Source organism: Thauera terpenica 58Eu (assembly GCF_000443165.1).
GTDB classification, from domain to species: Bacteria; Pseudomonadota; Gammaproteobacteria; order Burkholderiales; family Rhodocyclaceae; genus Thauera; species Thauera terpenica.
This window is the reverse complement of record NZ_ATJV01000001.1, coordinates 332,748-357,412: the sequence shown is the minus strand read 5'-3', so window position 1 is coordinate 357,412 and position 24,665 is coordinate 332,748. Positions and strand designations below refer to the sequence as shown.

Sequence of the window (24,665 nt, the reverse complement as noted above, 5' to 3'; positions counted from 1 at the left end):
GACATCAAGGACCCCACGCAGAACATCAACTGGGTGGTGCCGCAAGGCGGTGAGGGGCCGATCTACCAGGGCATGTAAGCGCTGCAATGATGGATCGAGAGGGCGGACGCAAGCGCAGTTGAAGAGCCTGCGGTGATTGCACGGTGGGCGGGCGAGTGGCTTTTCGAGCCCGCATCATGACAAGATGCTGAGTGGGTCGGGGAACTTACGTGGTCGCGAGACCTCCGTATTACTCGTACCTGCACAATTACCCGCGACGGACTGCCGACATCCCCTGATGCGAAGGCCTCTTTGCCCAGGCGTGATGTCGGCGTGATACGTCGCGGGCGTCCAGTGCTTCTGGTAATCGCATGGGAGGATTGCATCATGGCCAACAGCTTCGGCACTCGGGACCAGCTTGTCGTCGATCACGACAAGTACGAGATTCACCGCCTCGACCGCATCAAGACCGCACATCGCCTGCCCTACAGCCTCAAGGTCTTGCTCGAAAACCTGTTGCGCAACGAGGATGGGCATCGGGTAACGGCGGAACAGGTGCAGGCTCTGGCGGATTGGCAGCCGCAGGTGACGCAGCAGCGCGAGATCCAATACACGCCCGCACGCGTCCTCATGCAGGATTTTACCGGCGTGCCGTGCGTGGTGGATCTGGTCGCGATGCGCGACGCCATCATCGCCTTGGGCGGCGACCCGCAGCACATCAACCCGCTGGTTCCCAGCGAGCTGGTCATCGATCACTCCGTCATCGCCGACGTGTTTGGCCGGGCTGACGCGTTTGCCGTCAACGCCGAGCTGGAGTTCGGGCGCAACGTCGAGCGCTATCAGCTGCTGCGCTGGGCGCAACAGGCATTCAACAACTTCAAGGTGGTGCCACCGGGTACCGGCATCTGTCACCAGGTCAATCTCGAGTATCTGTCGCGCGTGGTGTTCACCCGCGAAGGCCCGGATGGAATGATGGCCTACCCCGACACCCTGGTCGGCACCGACTCGCACACGCCGATGGTCAACGGAATCGGTGTGCTGGGCTGGGGTGTGGGCGGCATCGAGGCCGAGGCTGCAATGCTGGGGCAGCCGATGAGCATGCTCATCCCGGAGGTTGTCGGTCTCAAGCTGACCGGCGCGTTCCCACCCGGAACCACCGCCACCGACATGGTGCTCACCGTCGCCGAGCTGCTGCGACGTACGGGTGTGGTTGGGAAGTTCGTCGAGTTCTATGGGCCGGGTGTGGCGGCCATCCCGCTCGCCAACCGCGCCACCCTGGGCAACATGAGCCCGGAATATGGCGCGACCTGCGCGATCTTCCCGATCGACGACGAAACGCTTGCCTACCTGCGTCTGACCGGGCGCCCCGAGCACCAGATCCGCCTGGTCGAGGCCTACGCCAAGGCACAGGGGCTGTGGCACGACCCCGAGCACGAAGCTGAATACTCGCAGACCCTGGAGCTGGATCTGAGCAAGCTCGAGCCCTCCATCGCCGGTCCCAAGCGCCCGCAGGATCGCATCCCGCTGCGCCTTGCGCCCAATGCCGTTGGCGCCTTGCTCGCGGGTCGGCCCTACGTGAGTCTGGAGCCTGGCTGTCTCGACGACGCGATCGACGACTCCTTTCCCGCCAGCGACCCGGCAGCCCTCACGGCGGCTTGCCGCAGCGACGGGCCACGCGCCTTCGATGACAGCGAGATCGAGCGCGACTGGCCGCACACACCGGTGGACATCGCCTTCGCCGACGGCAGCAGCGCCACGCTGGACAATGGTCACGTGGTGATCGCCGCCATCACCTCGTGCACCAACACCTCCAACCCGTCGGTGATGATCGGTGCCGGCTTGCTCGCCAGGAAGGCGGTCGAGAAAGGTCTCGCGCGCAAACCCTGGGTGAAGACCACGCTCGCACCGGGCTCGCGTGTGGTCACCGACTACTACGATCGTGCCGGACTTACGCCCTACCTCGACGAGCTCGGTTTCAACCTCGTCGGCTATGGCTGCACGACCTGTATCGGCAACTCCGGGCCCTTGATTCCCGAGGTCGCCGCGGCGGTGGACGCGCACAAGCTCAATGTCAGTGCGGTGCTCTCGGGCAACCGTAACTTCGAGGGCCGCATCCACCCGCAAACGCAGATGAACTTCCTCGCTTCGCCCATGCTGGTGGTCGCCTATGCCCTGGTCGGCACGATGCAGACGAATCTGCTCAAGGATCCGCTGGGCACGGGCAGTGACGGCAAGCCGGTGTACCTGCGCGATATCTGGCCTTCGACGCGCGAAATTCAGGAGCTCATCGACGCCTGTGTGCAGGCCGAGCTGTTCACCAAGGGCTATGCCAGCGTGTTTGATGGCGACGCCAACTGGCGCGGACTGGACGTGCCCGAGGGCAATGCCTTCGAGTGGAGCGCTGATTCCACCTATGTGCGCCAGCCGCCGTACTTCGACGGCGTGGGCCGCGAGCCCGCGCCGCTCACCGACATCCGTGGCGCGCGCGTGTTGGCCAAACTGGGTGACTCGGTGACCACCGACCACATCAGTCCGGCCGGTGCGATCAAGGCTGATTCGCCGGCCGGTCAGTACCTTGTCAGCCACGGTGTGGAGCCCGGGGACTTCAACTCCTACGGCTCACGGCGTGGCAACCACGAGGTGATGATCCGCGGCACCTTTGCCAACATCCGTCTGCGCAACCAGCTGGCGCCAGGCACCGAGGGCGGCTTCACGCGCGACTTCAGCCGCGCCGAGGCGCCGGTGTGCAGCATCTATGAGGCGTCGGTCAACTATCTCAAGGCCGCTACCCCCCTGGTGATCCTGACCGGCAAGGAATACGGCTCGGGGTCGTCGCGCGACTGGGCGGCCAAGGGCACCGCGCTGCTGGGTGTGCGCGCGGTGATCGCCGAATCCTACGAGCGCATCCACCGCTCCAACCTGATCGGCATGGGCGTGCTGCCCTTGCAATACAAGGACGGAGAAACAGCGGACAGCTTGGGCTTGTCCGGCGAGGAAACCTTCGATATCGATGGTCTGGCCGGAACGGAAGCGCCTGCGCATACGGTGCAGGTGCGCGCGACCGATGCACAGGGCAAGGTAAAGACCTTCGAGGCAGTGGTGCGCATCGACACCCCGGTCGAGGCCGATTACTACCTCCACGGCGGCATCCTGCCCTACATGCTGCGCCAGCTTCTCGCCAGCAGTGATGCGGCGTCCGCTACGTGAGCGGTGCCAGACGGTCAGCCATGGATAGGAGAGGGAGAGCCTGAAGTGGAGCGGGTAAAGGGCGTGAAATCCTTGCCATGGACCGCTCCAGGCCGCCTCAGCCCTGGCAAGTGCGAGCTTGAGCCGGGCAAGAAAGACAGGACTGCAGGAGTGTCGATTTTCTTTACACCAGCTGAAGTCTTGATCGGACGATTGAATTAACTGGCTGATTAGTAATGGGTTTTTTAATGGCGCAAAAATTGCTTAAGACAATTGACCGGCGGGTCGCATCAAATAAACAGCAACAAGCCTTGTGCGTCGCTTGCCCCGGGTGAAAGCGTCACTTCTCAACTCAAAAGAGGTACTTCATGAGATTCAAGCTCAAAACTGACTTCGCACTGGTTGCGTTGACTGTAGTGATGGGATTGGCGAGCGCGCCATCGCATGCGGTCACAATAAGCGGTTTGTTCAATACTGGTACCGATGCGTCAAACCTTGCGCTCACCGGTGGCAACGGCGTCGTCGATACGCACTACCAGATTCTTTCCTCCACCTCGCCGGGCTATGCGGGCAATCAGGCTGTTACCTACTTCCACAGTGCGTATGCCGCCAACGACGCGAATTCGCGTTGGATATCCTTATCCGCGAATGGCTCTCCTGGCAGCAACACCACGGTCTACAGGACCACTTTCGACTTGACCGGATTTGATCCGCTGACTGCTTTGATTACGGGTAATTGGGGTGTGGATAATGCCGGATCAATCATTCTCAATGGCGTCTATTCAGGCATTTCCCATACTGGTTTCAGTTCATTGGTCAGTTTCAGCCTGAACAGTGGTTTTGTGGCCGGCATGAATACGCTGGACTTTGAGGTCCGGGACTTTGGACAGCCGACTGCGCTGCGAGTTGATGATCTTGCTGGAACGGCGAACCTGTACGGCCCGGGCAACACCGTGCCGGAGCCGACAAGCATCGCGCTGCTGAGTCTGGGTCTGCTGGGCTTGGCCGCAAGGCGCCGTAAATCGCTTGTTTGAGCTTCTTGCTACCGGTCAGCAAGTAAAGTCATTCCAGGATAGTGCGGTACACCGGCTGCCGGAAGAATGACTTTACGAGTTCGGGGGCTTTCGGTGTCAGGCACCAACCGTCCAAGGGAGCTTGAGTGGAGCGGGCGATGGGAGTCGAACCCACGTCTCTTGCTTGGGAAGCAAGGGTAATAGCCGTTATACGACGCCCGCTCTGTCCCTGAAGGGATAGACGCACTCGTCCCCAGATGGGGATAGTACATCATCCCCGTCGGGTGCGATTTTACAAACCTATCTTGCGATAGGTCACCAGATGGAAGTCTGCACGCTTTCGCGTCGGGGCGATCGTTTCATCCCCTATCTCCGCCATTACAGCAGAGCATTCGCTTTTTCCATCATCCTCTACCCACTACGGCATCAGTTGGTCTTACGACCGCCCTTGTCTGGCTTGACCGGCCAGACGCCGCGTTGGGCTTACCTCGTTCCGTACAAGTAACAGAGTTGGGAAGGTCCTGCTTTTTCGCCGGTGATGCTATGTCAGCGTATCCGCACCAAGCAAGCGGATAACCGATCACTTGCCATTTTGGCAGAGCCCGATACTGCAAGTTGCCTTTGGCTCAATCAGCTTGACGACGTTTAACAGCAGTTCACTTACGTTGACCATCCAACTCAGCCTAGCGCCTCATCCGGGTGCAACTCCCGAAATCACGCCAGACCCCTCACGGGGCATGACGTACCCCGTAAGGTGGCTACATTGTCAGAGCGCTTAGCACCCCACCGTTACCAGTGGCGCACCGCTCCTAGACTACCGGGGGCTGAACCCCGGGTTCTGTCACCCCCTTTCGAGGGGTAGAACCATTACTCATACGGCCTTCGCCGTTTCGTGCCTTGCGGCACTTTTTGAAAGGCTGAGTTCCTGTGCACCCACCACAATGGTGGTGATCCCGCACTGGGATCGCGTGGCACAGAGGCTACAGCTAGCCTTCGACTCGGCTCGAGTCGCACGCTTGGGAAGCTGCCGTTCTGCCATTGAACTACACCCGCTCTGGCGCGCAACGCGGATGGTCGCGACGAGACAGCTCCGCATTCTAATGACAACCAGCCCCGCTTGGCAATGCGGGGCTGGTTGTTTCAAGCGCCGAGGCGCTCCACGGCGTCGCGCACGCGCGCGGGCTCATCCATTTTCAGGATGCGCTGCACCTTGGGCGCGAGTTCGCCGAGGTCGGCGCGCAGGATCTGCTGCTTGATCTCGAGGATGTTGCCCGGATGCATGGAGAAGCTGCGCAAGCCCATGCCCAGCAGCAGCAGGGTGTAGTCGGGGTCGCCAGCCATTTCACCGCACACCGACACCGGCACGCCAACGCGGGCGCCGGCGGCGATGGTGCCGCTGATCAGTTTCAGCACTGCGGGGTGAAGCGGGTCGTACAGATGCACGACCGCCTCGTCGGAGCGGTCGATGGCGAGGGTGTACTGGATGAGGTCGTTGGTGCCGACCGAGAGGAAGGCCAGGCGGCGGATGAACATGCCCAGTGACAGCGCGGCGGCGGGGATTTCGATCATGCCACCGACCTGCATGCCTTCATCGAACTTGATTTTTTCCGCGCGCAACTCCGCCTTGGCCTTCTCGATCAGTGCCAGGCACTGGTCGATCTCCTGGGCGTGGGCGAGCATCGGAATCATGATCTGCAGCTTGCCGTGCGCCGATGCTCGCAGCAAGGCGCGCAGCTGAGTCATGAACATCTTCGGCTCTGCCAGCGAGTAACGCACGGCACGCAGCCCGAGCGCCGGATTGGGTTCGGTGCGCGGATTCATGCCGCTGAGCGCCTTGTCGGCGCCGACGTCGAAAGTGCGGATGGTCACCGTCTTGCCAGACAGCGCCTTGACCACTGCGCGATAGGCTTCGTACTGCTCTTCCTCGTCGGGCAGGGTGTCGCGGCCGATGAAGAGGAATTCGGTGCGGTACAGACCGATGCCGTCGGCGTTGGCTGCCTTTACCGAGGGCAGGTCCTTCGGACCCTCGATGTTGGCGAGCAGGCTGATGGTCTCGCCGTCGAGCGTGGTGGCGTGGGTGTCGCGCAGGCGGTTGAGCTTGGAACGCTCGATTTCGAGCTCGCTACGGCGCAGGCGGTATTCCTCGACGATGCTGTCGTCGGGGTCGACGATGATGACGCCGCGCGTTCCGTCGACGATGACGAGTTCATCGGCCTCGAGCAGATCGCGCACGTGGTGCAGGCCGACGACGGCCGGAATCTTCAGGCTGCGGGCGACGATGGCGGTGTGGCTGGTGGGGCCGCCAACGTCGGTGACGAAGCCGGCGATGTTGTGATCGCGAAAGCCGATGGTGTCGGCCGGCGACAGGTCGTGGGCGACGACGATGGTGCCCAGCCCGTCGCGGCGCCTGGGCGGCAGGTGGCCGGGATGGCCCAGCAAGACCTTGACCAGACGTTCGACCACCTGCACCACGTCGGCCTGACGTTCGCGCAGATAGGGGTCTTCGATCTGGCGGAACTGCTCGACGAGGTGCTCCATCTGCTGCACCAGAGCCCATTCGGCGTTGCAGCGCCGGGTCTCGATCAGATTGCGGGCGGTGTCGATCAGCAAGGGGTCGGCGAGCATCATGAGCTGCAGATCGACGAAAGCACCCACCTCGCTATGCGACTGGCCGGATGTGGCCGCAGCCTTCAGGCCGAGCAGTTCGCCCTGCACGCTGGCGACGGCGTCAGCGAGGCGATTGAGCTCGTCGGGCAGGTGGCGGGGCGCGACGTGATAGTGATTGACCTCGAGCAGGGCGTGCGAGATCAGGTGCACATACCCGATCGCGATGCCTTGCGAAACCGGCAGGCCGTGAATGGCGAAGGTCATGTTTATTCTCCCTCGCCGAACTTGTCCGCGATCAGCTCCTGCAGCGCGTGCATGGCGTCGTCGGCCTTGTCGCCTTCGGTGTCGATGGTGATGGTGCTGCCCTTGGCGGCGGCCAGCATCATGACGCCCATGATGCTCTTGGCATTGACCCGGCGGCCGTTGCGCTCTAGCCAGACTTCGCACGGAAAACTGCTCGCCATCTGAGTCAGTTTGGCTGAGGCGCGTGCGTGCAGGCCGAGCTTGTTGACGATTTCGGTTTCGGCTCTTGGCATGGCGTTCTTCCCCGCAGGCTTGGTGTGCGCGCTAGGGCGCCAGATTCGCTTCGATGTGCAGCACGCCCTCGCAGCCGCCGGATACAGCGCGCTTGAGCAGGGTGTCCATGTCGCGCTCGCGGTAGGTCAGCACGCGCAACAACATGGGTAGGTTGACTCCGGCGATCGCCTCGACGCGCCCCGGTTCGATCAGCTTGGCGGCGACATTGCCCGGTGTGGCGCCAAAAATGTCGGTCATCACCAGCACGCCATACCCACTGTCGGCCCAGCCCAGCATCTGGCGTGCCTGCGGCAGGATGTCGAGCGGATCGTCCTGTGCCGACAGACCTAGCTGCACGATCTGTGGCGGACGTTTGTTGAGCACGTGACAAGCGCACTGGATCAGCGCTTCGCCAAGTGTGCCGTGGGTTACCAGAAAGATGCCGATCATTTCGCTTGGAGCCTCCGCAGGCGCTGATTCTAGCCGATGAGCGCCAGGCGTGAGTGCCGCGACGCAGTGGGCTTGCGAGTGGCGAATGAGTTGCGCAAGGCGCATCTTCGTCGCAAATTCGCGCTCATACTCAGCGTTATCGAGGAGAAGGTGATTTGGTGCACAGCAGCAAATCGGCTAAAATGCATTTCAGAAAACATTATCTACAATAAAAATGCGCCGGACTCGGTGACATGAAGGAGCTGTGATGGCTGAACGAAAGGATCCAATGATCCCCGATGGGGCGGTCAATCCCATCGATACCGATTACCAGATCGGGCAGGACAACATCCTCGTCAATGTCGGACCACTCGGCCTTGATATCCATAACCGTGTGTTCGCCATCTCCAGTCTGCTGGTGGTGGCTTTTGTCATCCTGACGCTGATGTTCCAGACTCAGGTCGAGCCGGTGTTCAGCGGCATGCGCAACTGGCTGACCTCCAACCTGGATTGGTTCTTCCTGTCCGCAGGCAATTTCTTTGTTGTGGTCTGTCTGGCGCTGGCTGTTTCGCCCTTGGGCAAGGTGCGCCTGGGTGGCACTGAGGCGACGCCGGATTATTCCTATCTGGGCTGGTTCTCGATGCTGTTTGCAGCCGGCATGGGCATAGGCCTGATGTTTTTTGGCGTGTCCGAGCCGCTGTCGCACTTCGGTACGGCTTTTGGTGGCACGGTAATGGAAAACGGCGTGCGCACTGACTGGGCGCCCCTGGGCGGCGCGGTGGGCGACGCCGAAGCCGCAGCACGGCTGGGCATGGCGGCCACGATATTCCACTGGGCGCTGCATCCGTGGGCGATCTACGCCATTCTCGCGCTGGGCCTGGCCTTGTTCTCGTTCAACAAGGGCTTGCCGCTGACCATCCGCTCGGTGTTCTACCCCTTGCTCGGTGAGCGGGTGTGGGGCTGGCCGGGTCACATCATCGACATCCTCGCCGTGCTGGCGACCCTGTTCGGTTTGGCGACCTCGCTCGGCTACGGCGCGGCACAAGCCAGCTCCGGGCTGAACTACCTGTTTGATGTGCCGCTGGGCGCCACTACCCAGGTCCTGCTGGTGATCGGCATTACCGCGATCGCGCTGTTCTCGGTGGTCGCCGGCCTCGATGCGGGCGTCAAGCGCCTGTCCGAAATCAACATGGCGCTGGCCTTGCTGCTCATGCTGTTCGTGATCTTCGTCGGCCCGACCTTGAACATCGTCACCGGTTTCTTCTCCAACGTGGGTGCCTACTTCGAATACCTGCCCGCACTGTCCAACCCGTTCGGGCGCGAAGACGCCAACTACTCCCAGGGCTGGACCGCGTTCTACTGGGCGTGGTGGATCTCATGGTCACCCTTCGTCGGCATGTTCATCGCGCGCGTGTCGCGCGGCCGTACCGTGCGTGAGTTCATCGTGTCGGTGCTGATCGTGCCCTCACTGGCGTGCGTGCTGTGGATGACGGTGTTTGGCGAGACCGCGATCAATCAACTGGTGCGCGACGGCTACGATGCCGCCAGCAAGGCCGAGCTGCCCCTGCAGTTGTTCAGCATGCTCGACGCGCTGCCGCTGGCGCAGATCACCTCCTTCATCGCCATCGTGCTGGTGGTGGTGTTCTTTGTCACTTCCTCCGACTCGGGTTCGCTGGTGATCGACATCATCGCCGCGGGCGGCAAGGTCGATGCGCCGGTGCCGCAGCGGGTGTTCTGGGCTGTGTTCGAAGGCCTGGTGGCGATCGCGCTCATTCTCGGTGGCGGGCTGGTGGCGCTGCAGGCAATGGCAGTGTCGACCGGCTTGCCATTCACTCTCGTGCTGCTGGCGTCCACGCTGGCAATCGTCAAGGGCCTGCTGTCCGAGCCACGCGCGTCCTGAGCACAGGGACTCGGAAGTGAACGCGGGCGAGCCCGCTTCCAGGGTGTATCCGGCACCGTGGAAGCGGGCTCGTCGCGCATTGTGGTGCGCGGGCATGTGCGTCGCCTGCCCCCGCTCTCGAATGCAAGGGATGCAAGTCCATGGAGCGAAGCCATGCAGGTTGAACAACTCGAGATCCTCGACTTTCTCGCTGCCCATCCGCCCTTTGACGACTTGCCGGAAGGGGTCCGCGAGAGCGTCGCGGCGGCTATCGATGTGCGCTACTACAAGGCCGGCGAGCAGATCGTCGACTTCGGCGAACCCGCCGAGTTCTGGCATGTGGTGCGCAGCGGTGCGGTCGAGGTCTTTCGCCGCAACGGCACGCTCTACAACCGGCTCACCGCCGGTGGCTACTTTGGCGAGGCCGGCCTGCTGCGCCAGGGGCGGGTGCGCTTTCCAGCCCGGGCGCTGGAGGACGTGCTGCTGTACCTGATTCCTCAGGCGGTGTTCCTGGACCTGTTCGAGAACAACGAAGCCTTCGCCGACATCGTCGAAATCGAAGACCGCACTCGCCTGCGCCAGGTGATGTCGCGGCGGCTGGACGCCAATGATCTCTTGTCCGCCACCGTGGAGACGCTGGTGGGCCGGCAGGCGGTGGTGCTCGACAGCACGGCGACGGTGCTCGATGCGGCTCAGCGCATGACGGCCGAAGGCGTGTCCTCGATCCTGATCATCGAGGACAACCCGGATGTGCCGGAACTGCCCATCATCGCCGGGATCGTCACCGACCGTGATCTGCGCACCCGGCTGATTGCGCCCGGCCTCGGCTACGACACGCCGGTGACCGCGATCATGTCCGCAGGCGTGCTCACCATCACCTACAACCAGCTCGTGTTCGAAGCCATGCTGGCCATGCTGCGCGGCAACGTGCATCACCTGCCGGTGATGAAGAACCAGCGCCCCATTGGCATCGTGGCCTTGTCGGACATCATCCGCTACGAGTCACGCAACAGCCTGTTCGTGGTCGGCAGCATCTTCCGCCAGCAGACGGTGGACGAGCTTGAGGCGCTCGTGCCGGATGTGCGCGCCTGCTTCTCGCGCATGGTGACCGAAGACGCGAGCTCGCACATGGTGGGCTGTGCCATGGCTGCAATCGGGCGCAGCTTCAAGCAGCGCCTGCTCGAGCTCGCCGAGGCTGAGCTTGGCCCGCCGCCGGTGCCGTATTGTTTTCTTGCGCTGGGTTCGATGGCGCGCCAGGAGCAGCTCATCGTCACCGATCAGGACAACGCCCTGGTGCTCGACAATCGCTTCGACCCTGCTCAACACGATGAGTATTTCCGCAAGCTGGCCGCATTTGTCAGTGACGGTCTGGCGCGTTGCGGCTACACCTACTGCACCGGCGGGGTGATGGCGAGCAACGAAAAGTGGCGCCAGCCGCTGCGCGTGTGGGAGCGCTATTTCACCGACTGGATCGAGCGCCCGACGCCCGAGTCGCTGCTGCACGCCGGTATTTTCTTCGATCTCGACGGTGTCTGGGGGAGGATGGAGTGGGCGACGCGCCTGCGCGAGCTGATCGCACGCAAGGCCAAGGGCAATTCGCGTTTTCTCGCCTGCATGGCGCGCAATGCGCTGCTGCGTACGCCGCCGCTCGGCTTCTTCAAGGACTTTGTGGTCGAGTCCGACGGCCGCCACACCAACGCCATCAACATCAAGCGTCGTGGCACGGCGCCGCTGGCCGATCTCACCCGCGTACATGCGCTGGCGATCGGCTCGCAGTCGCTCAATTCCTTCGACCGCCTGAAGGACATCATCGACGCCGCCATCCTGCCCCTGGGTCGCGGCCAGGATCTCTACGATTCACTGGAGTTCATCTCCATGGTGCGTGCGCGTCATCAGGCGGAAGATGTCGATGCCGGCATCGATCCGGACAACAGCATTGATCCTGAAAAACTCTCCGATTTTGAACGCAAGAGCCTGCGCGACGCCTTTCTCATCCTTGGCAACGCGCAAAAATTCCTCAAATACCGTTACCAGCCAGGGCGGGCGAACTAGGAGGGCGTGATGCTGCATCTTGGCTCCCTGCGCTCCGACGCCGCGCAGAGGCGAACGGTAAAAGCCGACGCATCGTCCGTGGCGGACTGGGCGCGGCGCTTTGAGGCGCTTGGCGCGACCGCGGTCGATGAGCGCCTGCGTGCCTTCTACGCTCAGGGGGTACCGGCGGGTGATACCGTACTCGCCGACGTGCCGCTGCTGGCGATGGATTTCGAGACCACCGGGCTCGATCCGCAGCAGGATGAAATCGTCAGCATAGGCATCGTGCCGATGACGCTCGCGCGCATCCAGTCGAGCGCCTCGCGGCACTGGATCGTGCGCCCGCGCGGGGTGCTCAATGCCGAGTCCGTGACCTTCCACGCCATCACCCATGCCCAGATCGAGGGCGCGCCGGATCTCGGTGCCATCCTTGATGAACTGCTGCCGGCGCTCGCCGGCTGCGTCGTGGTCGTGCATTGCGCCGCGATCGAACGCGCTTTTCTTGATGCGGCGCTCAAGGCACGCCTGGGCGAGGGTATTGAATTCCCGGTGATCGACACCATGGCGCTGGAGGCGCGCCTGCACCGCAGGCATAAGTCGGGTTTGTTTGCAGGCCTTTTTGCAAACCTGTTCGGCCGCAATGCTGCGCCCTTGTCGATCCGTCTTGCCGATAGCCGCGCGCGCTACCATTTGCCGCGCTACCGAGCGCACCACGCATTGACCGACGCGCTCGCCACTGCAGAGTTGCTGCAGGCGCAGATCGCCCATCATTTCAAGCCGGATACGACGCTGAAGGAAGTCTGGGCCTGAGTCTCAAGTCTTTGCTTCGGTGGCATCGGCTTGGGTCCTTGGGGCGAGCGCACACACCAGAGTTAATGCCGTTGGCCTGAAGGCAATAGCTGAAAGCCTCGCGTCACCAGGGCCGGGAGCGCAATGAGGCTTCAGTATCATCGATGCCCGTTGGATTAAAGCTTGTTCATGGTTTCAGGCGACTGAGCATGACGCTCTGGCGAATACGCTCGACTAATCCCGATGCCTTCAGATCGCGAAGTCGTCGCGGTTCTTGCCATCGAGCCAGCGCGGCGTGCGCCCACGACCGCTCCAGGTTTCGCCGCTCTCGGGATTGCGATATTTCGCCGCCGCGGGTTGGCCGGCCGCTTTGCGCTTGCCGAAGAGTTCGTCAGTGGTGAGTTCGTAGGTTTCGACGAGTTCGCGCGCCTCGCGCAGTGCATCTTCACGCTGAAGCTTCTTGATCTGCGAGATCTGCTGTTCCAGAGCTTCTTTTTGTGCGAGGAGTTCTTGAAGTGTGGTCATTGTGTTATCTCTTGAGCGGTTAATAAAATAGAACTCGTTAAAGGAGCGGGTAAAAGCATAACATTTCTGCTTATCGTGAAAGGCCAGACAAGCGCTGTTCAATTACAAAAAAATACGGTGAGTTCGCATTGATGCGACTCACCGCTCTTTTTCAGCTCGCGGCCTCGGGCCGCGTCAATCAATCCAGTCCCTGGCTCGAGAGGTATTCATCGTAGGTGCCGCGGTAGTCGATGATCTGACCATCGAGCTTGAGCTCGATGATGCGTGTGGCGAGCGAAGATACAAACTCACGGTCGTGCGAGATGAAGATCAGTGTGCCGCTGAACTTATCAAGACCGGTGTTGAGTGATTCGATGGATTCCATGTCGAGGTGATTGGTCGGCTCATCCATCAGCAGCACATTGGGGCGCGACAGCATCAGCTTGCCAAACAGCATGCGGCCCTGCTCGCCGCCGGAGATCACCTTCACCGACTTCCTTACTTCGTCGCCAGAGAACAGCAGGCGGCCCAGGGTGCCGCGCAGCAGCGTTTCATTGTCCTCGCCGGTGGCGGCCGCAGTGATGCGGGAATAGGGCGCGATCCAGTCAGTCAGGTTGATGTCCTCGGCGAAGTCGGCCGAGTGGTCCTGAGCGTAATAGCCCAGCCTGGCCTTCTCCGCCCACTTCACCTCGCCCTTCTGCGGTTCGAGGCCACCGAGTTCGGTGCCCAGCAGCAGCTTGAGCAGGGTGGTCTTGCCGACGCCGTTCTCGCCGATGATCGCCACCTTCTCGCCGGCTTCGATCGCAATCGAGAAGCCCTTGATCAGCGGCTTGTCCATGCCAGCGTAGGCGAAGCTGATGTTGTCGACCTGGCAGGCCAGGCGGTGCAGCTTGTCCTTCTCGTCGTAGTCGAAGCGGATCCACGGGTACTGGCGGCTGGAGGGCTTGATGTCCTCGGGCTTGAGCTTGTCGATCAGCTTCATGCGGCTGGTGGCCTGTTTGGCCTTGGACTTGTTGGCCGAGAAGCGACGCACGAAGGCTTGCAAGTCCTGGATCTTGTCCTTGGCGCGGGCGTTGGCGGACGACTGACGCTCGCGCGCCATGGTCGACGCTTCCATGTAGTCGTCGTAGGTGCCCGGGTAGATCGTGATCGTGCCGTAGTCCAGATCCGCCATGTGGGTGCACACCTGGTTCAGGAAGTGGCGGTCGTGGGAGATGATGACCATCGTGCAGTCACGGTTGTTGAGCACGTCCTCGAGCCAGCGGATGGTGTTGATGTCGAGGTTGTTGGTGGGCTCGTCCAGCAGCAGGATGTCGGGGTTGGCGAACAAGGCCTGGGTGAGCAGCACGCGCAGCTTCCAGCCCGGGGCGATGTCGCTCATGGGGCCGTTGTGCAGTGCGGTGGGAATGCCCACCCCCAGCAGCAGCTCGCCCGCGCGCGACTCGGCGGTGTAGCCATCGTACTCAGCGAAGCGGCCCTCGAGCTCGGCGGCGTGCATGTAGTCGTCTTCGGTGGCTTCAGGGTTCGCGTAGATCGCGTCCTTCTCCTGCATGCAGGCCCACATTTCCTCGTGGCCCATCATCACCACGTCGAGCACGCGCTGGTCTTCGTAGGCGAACTGGTCCTGGCGCAGGTAAGCCATGCGCTCGTGGGGGTCCTTGGAGACGTTGCCAGCAGTCGGCTCGAGCGCCCCGCACAGGATCTTCATGAAGGTCGACTTGCCGGCGCCATTGGCGCCGATGAGGCCGTAGCGGTTGCCGTCACCGAACTTGACGGAGACATTGTCGAACAGGGGCTTGGCCCCGAACTGCATGGTGATGTTGGCTGCGACGAGCACGTATTAATCCTGATTATCAGATAAAACAAAGCCTTGCATTATAGCGCGCAATAAGGCTCGTGCTGGGAGGGTGCGCCTCACTTCGCCGCTTTTCATGCGCGAATTCCTTGGCTGCCCAGCCGCCTGCGCGCTTGGCGGAATGCGAACAAGATACAATTCAGCTCCCGCCCGCTTACTAGGGATGATGTAAAACGGCACGTTGATGGGATCGGCTCTGCGTCCTGCGCATCAACGCCTGCGCGCGGATCGCCGCTGCTCACAACCCGCCTCGTGGCGAGCCCTGGGGCTTGTCGCGGGCGACTGAAAAGGGGGGCGCTCGTTGACTTACGCCAGACGCGTGGTGGTTGCGGACGACAACCGCGAGATCGCAGACTTGTTGTCGGAGCTCATCACTTCTTTCGGGTTCGAGGTTCGCACCTGCTACGACGGCCTGCAGGCGCGCTCCCTGATCGCGCTCGAGTGGCCACAGCTGGCCGTGCTCGACATCTCGATGCCTGAACTCAACGGCTGCGAGCTTGCGCGCTGGATACGCACCCAGGACGAAGGCCGCAGCATTCGGCTTGTTGCCCTCACCGGCCATTGTGGCGCCGAAGACCGCGCCTACATGCTCGCCGCCGGTTTCGATGATGTGCTGCCCAAGCCTTTCGGTATCCGTGGTCTCCAGGCCGTGCTCGATGCAAGCACCGAGAGTGAGCGGCGCTCGGCATGAAGCAGGCCCAGACAGGCGAGCATGAACGCGCCGCGGCGAACGCGACCCTGCTGGCCGTGATGCGTCGCATGGCCTCGCCGCTGCGACACGATCTGGCAGGCGCGCTGCTGATCCCTTCCCTGCGCCTGCAGATGCTGCGCCGCCAGCTGGGCGCCGCGACCCTCGCGCGTGAGCGCCTGCAGGCGATGGTGGACGAGGTGATCGCCGCGCTTGATGCGGTGCGCAAGACGCAAGTCGAAGCGTGCGGGTGGCTGGAGCAGAGCGATGACACCCCGGTCGCGCTCGACGGCGCGCTGGCGGCGGCGATGGCCACCTTCAACCTGTTTTTTTCCGCGCGTGGCATAGGTCTCGAGCTTCGTGATTCAGGTGCTCCGCAGTCGCTGTCCTATCCCGCGCAAGCTCTGCGCCTGCTGCTGCATGCCGGCTTCTTTCTTGCCCTGGACCACGCTCCTCGCGCTTCGACACTTGTCGTCGAATGCACAGCGAATGCAGGCGGCGCGCGGCTGAGCTGGCATTTCGAAGCGGATAAGGCGGCGGAGGGCGGACCGCATGCGGACGTTCCGCATGCGGATATCGAGACCGCACGCGATCGCCTCACGCCGTCCGGGGTGGCGGCGCTGTGCCGCATATTCGGCGCGCGCTTCGAATCCGACTCCGCTCACGCGACAGCGCTGGGCACGCTGGCGCTGCCCGCTGCGCTCGGCATTCCGGCCTTGTCGGAATCGTCCGACGCCGGTTTAGGCGCGGGCTGATGGGGTGGAAAGAGGTCTGCGCCTAAAGTGCAGCTGTGAGTCGGATGCACAAGCACTTCGCAGCAGACATCAGGCTGCACTTTCACCCTCAAGGAGAACGGCTATGAACAAGGACACCATCGAAGGCAACTGGAAGCAGCTCAAGGGCAAGGTCCAGCAGCAATGGGGCAAGCTCACCGATGACGACTACGACGTCATCGCCGGACGCAGCACCGAACTGGCGGGCCGTATCCAGGAGCGTTACGGCGTCACCCGCGAGGAAGCTGAAAAGCAGGTGAAGGATTGGGAGAGCCGTCTGTAAATCAGCGCTCGCGGCGCCGCGCGGAGATCTTCGCGACCCTGCGCCGCCGCGCTTTCCCGATCAAGGAGGACACCATGTTGCACTACGCCGTCATTTTTTTCGTCATCGCCCTCATCGCAGCCGTGTTTGGCTTCGGCGGCATCGCCGCAGGTGCGGCAGGTATCGCCAAGATCCTCTTCGTCGTCTTCCTGGTGATGGCCGTCGCAAGCTTCCTCATCAACGCCTCCAGGGGTCGATGACGCGCTGCCCGCGCCTGAGTCCCGTCGAGGGGCTGATGGACTGGAACAAGCGCCAGCCGACGACCGGTGATGGAAGCGGTGCGTCGGCTATTCTTCTGGCCCATGATCAACTACCGGATTGCATGACATGCTGCGTATCGCCATCGTCGATGACCACCAGATCGTGCGCGCAGGCTTTCGCGAGATGCTCGCCGACGAGCTGGGTTTCGTCTTCCCGTTCGAGGCGGCAAGCGGCGAAGAAGCCTTGCAAGGCTTGCGCGAGCACGAGACCGACGTCTTGCTGCTCGATCTGTCACTGCCAGGCCAAAGTGGGGTGGATGTGCTGCGCGTCGCGCGCCAGCGCTACGCCAAACTGCGCATCCTGGTGTTGTCCGGGTTTCCCGAAGAGCGCTATGCGCTGGCAATGATCCGCAATGGCGCCGATGGCTACATCTGCAAGGATTGTTCGCGTGATGAGCTGGTCAATGCCATCCGCACCGTGGCGCAAGGTCGGCGCTACCTGTCGCCGCGCACGGCCGAGCTCATGGCCCGGCAGCTCAGCGATGGCGTGCCCGGTGCGCTGCACGAGAAGCTTTCCGATCGCGAACTGCAGGTCTTCCTGCGTCTGGCCAAGGGCGAGTCAGTGTCGGACATTGCGCTCGTGCTCAATCTCAGTGTGAAGACGGTCAGCACCTATCGCTCCCGTCTGCTGGAAAAACTCGGTGTGGCCAGCAACGCCGAACTCGCCACCTATGCCCTGCGCCACGGCCTCATCCTCGATTGAATGCAAGGTGCAAGTCCATGCCTGATACAGACCGCGGTCGCTTTCGCATCGTACTCATCGAAGACTCGCCCCTCCTGTGCGCAATGCTCAGGGAAATGCTCGATGAGCTCGAAGGGGTCGAAGTTGTTGCCGATGCCGCCGACGAGCAAGGCGCGCTCAGTCAGCTCGAGCAGCATCAGGCCGATCTCGCCATCGTGGACCTTGAGCTGCGTGCAGGCAGTGGCCTGGGCGTGCTGAGCCGGCTCAAGGCCGAGCCCGAGCGCTTTGGCCGGCCGCGTGCGGTAGTGTTCTCGAACCACGGTCACAGCACGGTTCGGGCGCGCTGCACCGCCCTGGGCGCCGAGCACTTCTTCGACAAGTCCTTTCAGCTCGACGATCTTCTGGACTTCATTCAGGCCGCGGTCGCCAGGCACTGAGTCGCGCTTGCTGGCTGGCTGAGTTGCGCCAGCTCAGGCCTCCGGCGCGATCGGAACGCGGGCTTCGATGCAGGTGCCCTGTCCCGGTTTGCTGTCGATCGTGAGCTGGCCACCCAGCATCTGGATACGGTGCGCAATGCCCGCCAGTCCGTGACGGTTCAGTTCCCGGGCTGAGCTGTCAAACCCGCTGCCATCATCTTCAATGCGCAGCACGAGCTGTCCCTCATCCATTTCGAGGTTCAGCCTGACATGATCAGCGCTGGCGTGGCGGCGCGCATTGGTCAGAGCCTCCTGCGCGATGCGATAGAGCGCGAGCGAAGTCGCGGCGGGCAGTTCGGGTAGCGCTTCGGGCAAGGTGAGCTCGATCTGCCACTCGTCGTCCCCACTCCTCCACGACTGTGTGAGCGAACGCAAGGCCTCGACCAGACCAAGGTCCGACAGCAGCGGCGGGCGCAGGTCGGCCACCACACGGCGCTTGATCGTGATCACCTCGTTCAAGGTGTCGAGCAGGTGGTCGAAGCGTCGCCGTAGCGACGCAGCGGAGTCCTGCTCATCCGCCGGCAGCTTGCGCGCGATCCAGCCCGCATCCAGCTTTACTGCAGTCAACAGGGCGCCAAGTTCGTCGTGGAGTTCGCGCGCGACGCGGGCCTGCTCGGCTTCGCGCGCCTCGGTCAGATAGCTGGCCAGATTGCGCAGCTCTTCCGTACGCGCGTCGACCTCCTCCTGCAGGCGCCGGTTTTCGGATCGCAGCACGGTCGCCAGCCGGTTGCGCAGGCCCTCCTGGCGATAGAGCAGGACGACGACTGTCAACAGCAGCACGAGCACACCCATGCCCATCACGTTCGTCGTCTTGCGCGCTTCGGCAAAGCGCCCGAAAGACGCGAACAGGGTGGCATTCATCTCCGCTTCGGTCTCGGCGCGCAGGCGATCGACGAGGCGGCGGATGTCGTCCGTCATCTGCTTGCCAATGCCACCGCTGGCGCCATCGGTGGGCGACACTGCGCCACGTTCGATGTTGGCGGTGAGCAGTTTCCAGCGCCCTTCGACCAATTGCGCGAGCTGTTCGAAGCTGGCGCGTTGAGTACCGTCCGACCAGCGGTCGCTCCTGAGTTCGGCGAGTGTTCTCTCGACTTCGCTGCCACCATTCTGATACGACCCCAGATAGACCGGGTTATTGGTGATCATGAAGCCACGCACGCTGGATTCGGCGTCGAGCAGGCGCACCAGCAAGGTGTCCAGGTGGGCCAGGCGGAGGGTCTGTTGCTGCAAGGTCTGCAGTGCCTGCTGGTTGGTCTCGGCGTGGCGCTGTGCAGTGAGCAGCCACGCCAACCCGAGCACGAACCCGAGCACGAGCACCACCGCCAGCAGCAGGGTCGAGGTGCGCAGCAAAAGGGTGGTCGGACGCAGCACGGCAGCTCTCCAGAGCAGGGGCGATGCAGGGTGTCGGAACACACACGGCCCCGATGCCGAATGTTGCCAAAGGATGGGCGAGTGCAGGCGTGGAATGGTTCCGCAAGGGTGTAAATAGGTGTTAGCTGACACGATGCCTACTGCTTTCCCACGTTCAGCGCCCAAGCTCGTCGCGGAGAACGAGTGCGCCGACGAACTTGCAGCCGTGTCAATTTACGCTCCGCGCCGGGCATGGCGAGCAAAGCGTGAACGTGAAAAAGGGGGATCGCTCCCCCGTTCTACCGTGGTGTCGTGGCCCCGCTTACGGACGAATCACGATGTCGTTCTTGACTGCCTTCACCCCTGAGGTGTTGCGTGCGAGGTCGCCGGCCATGTTGCGTTCTGCGGCGCTCTTGGCAAAGCCCGACAACTGCACGGTGCCTTTCAGTGTCTCGACGCTGATCGACATCGCCGATACGGTCGGATTTTCGGCGAGCTTGGCCTTGACGCGGGTGGTCACGGTGGTGTCATCGACATATTCGCCGACGGTGGATTGATCACGGGTGACAGCGCAACCGACTGCGGTGAAGGCGAGTAGACCCGATAGGGCGAGAGTGACGGCGGTATTTTTCATGGTGCGCTCCTGGGCGTTTTTGGTTGTCTGCGGCGGGGAGGCGTTCCCTGCCTGCCAGATGCAATTCAAATGTATCCTCGGCGCCAGCAAAAGAATGTCCGATAGTGCGGATAACGCTGTAGGACGATTCCGTCAGTGCCTCTGCGCTCGATGCTTCCCAGCGTCGCTGCCATCACCCTCTGCGTACCCGATTACGCCCTACTGTTGCTGCCGTTTTCTCTTCTGGTAATTTCGCATGCGATTTCTACACTCTGCCGACTGGCATCTCGGCCGCGTTCATCACGGCGTCTCCCTGCTCGAAGACCAGGCCCATCTGTTGCGTGAGTTCGTCCGCCTTGCCGCCGAGTTGCGACCGGACGCCATCTTGCTGGCAGGCGACATCTACGACCGCTCGGTGCCGCCGGCCGAGGCCGTGCGCCTGCTCGATCTGGTGTTGACCGAGCTGGTGCAGGGCCTGCGCATCCCGGTGGTGATGATCGCTGGCAACCACGACGGCCCCGATCGACTGGCCTTTGGTGCCAGCCTGCTGGGCGGCGCGGGGCTGAGCGTGCGTGGCGTGGTGGACGCGCAGGCGCAAGCCGTGGTGCTGCACGACGCCCATGGCGCGGTGGCGATTCATGCGCTGCCCTACGTCGAGCCCGCCGTGGTGCGCGCCGCTCTGGGCGGCACGCTGCGCAGTGAGGACGACAGCGCTGCAGCCCTCATCGACTCGCATCAGGCGGCACTCGCCGCCCAATTGCGTGCCGCACGCGCTGCTCACCCGGCTGGTGCGCGCAGCGTGGTGGTGGCGCACGCCTTCGTGCTCGGTGGCAGTGAAAGCGAGTCCGAGCGACCCTTGTCGGTCGGTGGCAGCGGCGCGGTTTCAGCCGCGCTGTTCGACGGCTTCGACTATGTCGCGCTCGGCCACTTGCACCGCCCGCAGCAGGTGGGCGAGGCGCGCATCCAGTATTCCGGCTCACTGCTCAAGTACTCGTTTTCGGAAGCGGATCACAGCAAGTCGGTCAATCTGGTCGAACTCGACGCCAATGGGGCGTGCACCGTCGAGCGCATCGCCTTGACGCCGCGTCGGGACCTGCGCATCGTCAGCGGCGAGCTCGATGCCATCCTCGCTGCGGCGGCGGCCGATCGCGGGCGCGACGACTACATCCTCGCCCGCCTCACCGACAGTGGCGCGCTGCTCGACGCCATGGGCAAGCTGCGCAGCGCCTATCCCAACGCGCTCGCCATCGAGCGCCCCGCGCTCACCGGACACGGCCCCGGGCGCGCCGACGGCGACCACCGTCGCGTGCGCATCGCCGACCTGTTTGCCAGCTTTCACCAGGAAACCACCGGCGTGGCGCTCGATGCGGCCGGGCGCGCGACGCTGGAGCGCATCGTCGAAGGCCTGGAGCTGGAGGCACGCCACGCATGAAGCCGCTCAAACTGATCCTGCAGGCCTTCGGCCCCTTCGCCGAGCGCGAGGAAGTCGACTTCACCCGGCTGCCGCCGGGCGCGCTGTTCCTGATCTCCGGCCCCACCGGCGCGGGCAAGACCTCCATCCTCGACGGCATCACTTACGCGCTCTATGGCGACACCTCGGGCGGCGAGCGCAGCGCGCGCGAGATGCGCAGCCACCATGCCGACGTCGCGCTGCAGACCGAGCTCGAATTCGAGTTCGCGCTCGGCGAACGGCGCTACCGCGTGCGCCGCGTGCCCGAGCAGGAGCGCGCCGCGCTGCGCGGCGACAAGCTGGTCAAGGTGCTGGCCAAGGCCGAGCTGTCGCGTCTGGACACCGACGGCGAGACCTGGTCGCCACTGGCGCACAAGACCACCGAGGTCAGCGCGCTCATTGAAGACTTGCTCGGCTTCAAGGCCGAACAGTTCCGCCAGGTCGTGCTGCTGCCGCAAGGCCAGTTCCGCAAGCTGCTCGCCGCCAGCTCGGCCGAGCGCGAACGCATCCTCGAAACCCTGTTCGGCACCGCGGCCTACAAGCGCGTGCAGGATGCACTGAAGGCCGAGGCCGCCGTCCTGCGCGAGCGCGCCGACAAGGCCAGGTTGCGGCGTCAGACCCTGCTCGACCAGGCCGGTGCCGCCAGTGTGGATGCGCTCATCGCCGAGCGTGTCAGCGTGCACACTGCGCTGGGCGCACTGAGTGAGGACGTGCAGCGCGTGCGGGCGCAGGATGCCGCTGCGCGCGCTGCGCTGCAGCAAGGGCAAGCCATCGACGTGCAGTTCGTCGAGGCCGCCAACGCCAGCGCTGCGCTACAGGCGCTGGAAGCCGGCAGGGGCGAAGTCGAAGCTCAGCGTGTGCAACTGGCCCAGGCCGGCCGCGCGCAACAGCTGCTGCCCGCCGACAAGGCCCTCGCCGCCGCGCGCCGTGGCGCGCTTGATGCACAGCAGCGCGCAGCACAAGCGCGCCAGGACGCGGCCGAAGCCGCCCGTCGTCTCACCCTCACCGCAGCCGCGCTGCGCGCCGAGACTGCGCGCGGCGCAGAGCGCGATGCCGCCCAGCGCGAACGCATGCGCCTGGAAGCGCTGGCGGAAGCCGTCACCCGCCTCGCCCAGGCTGAAACCGACGCCACCCGCTGCGAGACCGAAGCCGCGGCCGCTGCCAAGGCGCTCGCCGCAGCGCTGGCGCGACATGAGGCGCTGCTCACCCGCCGCGCCGCGCTGCTCGCGCGCATCGACAGCTTGCAGCCGCTGGCGGCTGATGTCGGCACGCTGACGCTGCGCCTGCAACAGGCCGAAGCGCGCGCCCAAGCGCAGGCTGCGCTGCAGCGTGCCAGCCAGCAGCTCGCCCTCCGCCAGGCGGCAGAAGCCAAGGCCAGGCAGGTCTTCGACGCCGCACAGCAGGCCTTGACCGGCGCTCGCACTGCGCTTGCCGAACTCGACCGCCACTGGCGCCAGGCCCAGGCCGCCATCCTCGCGCGCCATCTGCACGAGGGCGAGGGCTGCCCGGTGTGCGGCAGCAGCGCTCACCCGGCGCCGGCGCAGCACGAGGGCGAACTGCCCACGGATCAGGCGCTGCAGCTTGCGGCCGAGCGTGCGCGTGCGGCCGAGGTGGCGCTGGAAGAGGCGCGGCGCACGCTCAATGCCGCTGAGCTGGTGCGCGCCACCGCCGCTGCGGAAATCGCCACCCGTGAAGCGGCGCTGCAGTCTGACGCCGATTCAGTCAGTAAACAGCACGCAGACGCGGCGCAGGGCAAGACGGCTGGCGCACCCGAATCCCCGTCCGCGGTCGTGGATGTGGCTGCAGGTGCAGGAGCCGCCGCCGCCGCTTCACCCGCAGTCTTGCGCCGTCAGCTGGAAGCCGCACGCGCCGCCGCAGCCGAGCTCACGCCGCTGCGCACGCAGTTGCAGGCGGCCGAGAGCGAACTTGCCAGCGCAGTGACCACCTGCGAGCACGCCCGTCAGCAGTCTGCCGAAGCCGCCAGCGCCGCCCGCACAGCACGAGGTTTGGCCGAAGAGCGCCGTGCCGGCGTGCCCGAAGCCTTGCGCACTCCGGCCGCGCTGCAGACCGCCATCGCATCCGCGCACGCTACCCAGCAGCAACTTGAGCAGGCATTGCAGCAAGCCCAGTCCGCTCACCATGAAGCCGCCAGCCTCGACGCGGCCCGCCGCGCCCAGCACGCCACGCTGGCCGAAGCTGTGCAGGCGGCGGCGCTGCGCGTCGAGGACGCCTGCCAGCAGTTTGCCGAGGCCTTGCAAGGCGCGGGCTTCTGGCCGACGCCGACCGCCGATTCGAGCGCGGCGCTGGCTGCAGGCGAAGGGTCGCACTCATCGCCAGACGACTCCTCCCACCGCGCCACTGCAGAGCTTGCCGCGGCTGAAGCCGCCTGGCGCGCGGCCCTGCTGCCGCCCACGCAGTTCACCGCGCTCGAGGCTGCACTGCGCGCTGCCGATGACCGCCTGGCCGCCGCCCGCGAGCGTGCTGCACGCGCGGCGCAAGGCGTCGTCGGCCTCGTCCGCCCCGACCTGGCGCTGCTCGATGGCGCAGCCACGGCAAGTCGCGAACAGCTCGAGTCCGTGCTCGCCGAACTGGGACGCGCGCAGGCTGCGCTCGCCACGCTCACCGACACGCTCGCCCGCCTCGACGAAATCGCGCACGAATCCGGCGCCATCGAGGCCGAGTACGCTGTCGTCGGCCACTTGTCCGACATCGCCAACGGCAACAACGGCCGCAATCTCACCTTTCAGCGCTACGTGCTCGCTGCCCTGTTGGATGACGTGCTGCGCGCCGCTTCAGTGCGCCTGTCCGCCATGAGTCGCGGTCGCTACCAGCTGCAGCGCCGCGAGGACGTTGCCGACGCGCGCCGCGCCGCCGGCCTCGATCTGGAAGTCTTCGACGAATACACCGGCCGCAACCGCCCGGCCAGCACCCTGTCCGGCGGCGAAGGCTTCATGGCCTCGCTCTCGCTCGCGCTCGGCCTGTCCGACGTGGTCCAGGCCTACGCCGGCGGTGTGCAGCTCGACACCTTGTTCATCGACGAGGGCTTTGGCAGCCTCGACCTCGAATCGCTCGACATGGCGATGAAGGCTCTGATCGACCTGCAAGAACGCGGCCGCACGGTGGGCGTGATCTCGCACGTCGAGGAGATGAAGCAGCAGATCGATGTCGCGATCGAGGTGGTGCCCGGGCTGCGGGGCAGTCGGGTGCGCTTGCGGGGGGTGAAGTGAGGGTGAGCTACGACTTGACGTTGAGGGCGCATGTTC

General features: G+C 64.0%; 21 protein-coding genes and 1 tRNA gene. 14 read left to right on the top strand and 8 right to left on the bottom strand.

Annotation, left to right across the window (positions count from 1 at the left end):
- The 3 genes from M622_RS40770 to M622_RS22310 form a co-directional block, all read left to right on the top strand.
- The coding region (locus M622_RS40770; protein ID WP_157281923.1) for a 4Fe-4S dicluster domain-containing protein at window positions 1-78 on the top strand (78 nt) is incomplete at its 5' end.
- A 288-nt stretch (window positions 79-366) separates the two neighbouring features.
- On the top strand, window positions 367-3,186 hold the full coding sequence (locus tag M622_RS22315; RefSeq protein WP_021247775.1) for an aconitate hydratase: 2,820 nt from the start codon (window positions 367-369) through the stop codon (window positions 3,184-3,186).
- 347 nt (window positions 3,187-3,533) lie between these two features.
- Window positions 3,534-4,199, top strand: a complete 666-nt coding sequence (locus M622_RS22310; RefSeq protein ID WP_021247774.1) for a PEP-CTERM sorting domain-containing protein — start codon at window positions 3,534-3,536, stop codon at window positions 4,197-4,199.
- A 126-nt stretch (window positions 4,200-4,325) separates the two neighbouring features.
- On the opposite strand, the gene M622_RS22305 is transcribed toward M622_RS22310, so the two are convergent.
- The 4 genes from M622_RS22305 to M622_RS22290 form a co-directional block, all read right to left on the bottom strand.
- Window positions 4,326-4,400: transfer RNA gene (locus M622_RS22305), tRNA-Gly, on the bottom strand.
- Window positions 4,401-5,318: 918 nt separating this feature from the next.
- Window positions 5,319-7,049, bottom strand: coding sequence for a phosphoenolpyruvate--protein phosphotransferase (gene ptsP, locus M622_RS22300; protein ID WP_021247773.1), 1,731 nt, complete (start codon window positions 7,047-7,049; stop codon window positions 5,319-5,321).
- Between the two features lie 2 nt (window positions 7,050-7,051).
- Complete coding sequence (locus M622_RS22295) at window positions 7,052-7,321, bottom strand: HPr family phosphocarrier protein (RefSeq protein WP_021247772.1); 270 nt, start codon at window positions 7,319-7,321, stop codon at window positions 7,052-7,054.
- Between the two features lie 31 nt (window positions 7,322-7,352).
- The gene (locus M622_RS22290) at window positions 7,353-7,751 is read right to left on the bottom strand and encodes a PTS sugar transporter subunit IIA (protein ID WP_021247771.1); all 399 of its coding nucleotides are present in this window, start codon (window positions 7,749-7,751) and stop codon (window positions 7,353-7,355) included.
- 247 nt (window positions 7,752-7,998) lie between these two features.
- Here M622_RS22290 and M622_RS22285 point away from each other — a divergent pair, with 247 nt between their 5' ends.
- The 3 genes from M622_RS22285 (at window position 7,999) to M622_RS22275 (ending at window position 12,450) form a co-directional block, all read left to right on the top strand.
- Window positions 7,999-9,630, top strand: coding sequence for a BCCT family transporter (locus tag M622_RS22285; RefSeq protein ID WP_031346089.1), 1,632 nt, complete (start codon window positions 7,999-8,001; stop codon window positions 9,628-9,630).
- Between the two features lie 153 nt (window positions 9,631-9,783).
- Window positions 9,784-11,661 carry a DUF294 nucleotidyltransferase-like domain-containing protein gene (locus M622_RS22280; RefSeq protein WP_021247769.1) on the top strand — a complete coding sequence of 626 codons (1,878 nt, stop codon included), beginning with the start codon at window positions 9,784-9,786 and terminating at the stop codon, window positions 11,659-11,661.
- A 9-nt stretch (window positions 11,662-11,670) separates the two neighbouring features.
- On the top strand, window positions 11,671-12,450 hold the full coding sequence (locus M622_RS22275; protein WP_021247768.1) for a 3'-5' exonuclease: 780 nt from the start codon (window positions 11,671-11,673) through the stop codon (window positions 12,448-12,450).
- 228 nt (window positions 12,451-12,678) lie between these two features.
- Here M622_RS22275 and M622_RS22270 read toward each other — a convergent pair whose 3' ends face one another.
- Both M622_RS22270 and M622_RS22265 read right to left on the bottom strand, forming a co-directional pair.
- Window positions 12,679-12,954, bottom strand: coding sequence for an H-NS histone family protein (locus M622_RS22270; RefSeq protein WP_021247767.1), 276 nt, complete (start codon window positions 12,952-12,954; stop codon window positions 12,679-12,681).
- 178 nt (window positions 12,955-13,132) lie between these two features.
- Entirely contained in the window at window positions 13,133-14,770 is a 1,638-nt protein-coding gene (locus tag M622_RS22265) for an ABC-F family ATPase (RefSeq protein WP_021247766.1), read from the bottom strand.
- 319 nt (window positions 14,771-15,089) lie between these two features.
- Between M622_RS22265 and M622_RS22260 the strand changes: the two genes are divergently transcribed.
- The 6 genes from M622_RS22260 (at window position 15,090) to M622_RS22235 (ending at window position 17,950) form a co-directional block, all read left to right on the top strand.
- A complete protein-coding gene (locus M622_RS22260; protein ID WP_084520638.1) occupies window positions 15,090-15,479 on the top strand; it encodes a response regulator in 390 nt (129 codons plus the stop codon).
- Window positions 15,476-16,231, top strand: coding sequence for a sensor histidine kinase family protein (locus M622_RS22255; RefSeq protein ID WP_021247764.1), 756 nt, complete (start codon window positions 15,476-15,478; stop codon window positions 16,229-16,231). Before M622_RS22260 ends, M622_RS22255 begins: the two co-directional genes overlap by 4 nt.
- A 103-nt stretch (window positions 16,232-16,334) precedes the next feature.
- Window positions 16,335-16,532: a CsbD family protein gene (locus tag M622_RS22250; RefSeq protein WP_021247763.1), complete on the top strand. Its 198-nt coding sequence runs from the start codon at window positions 16,335-16,337 to the stop codon at window positions 16,530-16,532.
- A 74-nt stretch (window positions 16,533-16,606) separates the two neighbouring features.
- On the top strand, window positions 16,607-16,771 hold the full coding sequence (locus M622_RS39545) for a DUF1328 domain-containing protein (RefSeq protein WP_021247762.1): 165 nt from the start codon (window positions 16,607-16,609) through the stop codon (window positions 16,769-16,771).
- A 127-nt stretch (window positions 16,772-16,898) separates the two neighbouring features.
- Window positions 16,899-17,534: a response regulator gene (locus M622_RS22240; protein WP_021247761.1), complete on the top strand. Its 636-nt coding sequence runs from the start codon at window positions 16,899-16,901 to the stop codon at window positions 17,532-17,534.
- A 17-nt stretch (window positions 17,535-17,551) separates the two neighbouring features.
- On the top strand, window positions 17,552-17,950 hold the full coding sequence (locus tag M622_RS22235; RefSeq protein ID WP_021247760.1) for a response regulator: 399 nt from the start codon (window positions 17,552-17,554) through the stop codon (window positions 17,948-17,950).
- Between the two features lie 33 nt (window positions 17,951-17,983).
- Here M622_RS22235 and M622_RS22230 read toward each other — a convergent pair whose 3' ends face one another.
- Window positions 17,984-19,360, bottom strand: a complete 1,377-nt coding sequence (locus tag M622_RS22230) for a CHASE3 domain-containing protein (RefSeq protein WP_021247759.1) — start codon at window positions 19,358-19,360, stop codon at window positions 17,984-17,986.
- A 301-nt stretch (window positions 19,361-19,661) separates the two neighbouring features.
- Window positions 19,662-19,973 (bottom strand): BON domain-containing protein, encoded by a 312-nt coding sequence (locus M622_RS22225; protein WP_021247758.1) that lies wholly within the window; start codon window positions 19,971-19,973, stop codon window positions 19,662-19,664.
- A 235-nt stretch (window positions 19,974-20,208) separates the two neighbouring features.
- On the opposite strand from M622_RS22225, the gene M622_RS22220 reads away from it, so the two are divergent.
- The gene (locus M622_RS22220; protein WP_021247757.1) at window positions 20,209-21,384 is read left to right on the top strand and encodes an exonuclease SbcCD subunit D; all 1,176 of its coding nucleotides are present in this window, start codon (window positions 20,209-20,211) and stop codon (window positions 21,382-21,384) included.
- Window positions 21,381-24,629: an AAA family ATPase gene (locus M622_RS22215; RefSeq protein ID WP_021247756.1), complete on the top strand. Its 3,249-nt coding sequence runs from the start codon at window positions 21,381-21,383 to the stop codon at window positions 24,627-24,629. Before M622_RS22220 ends, M622_RS22215 begins: the two co-directional genes overlap by 4 nt.
- The last annotated feature ends 36 nt before the right edge of the window (window positions 24,630-24,665 follow it).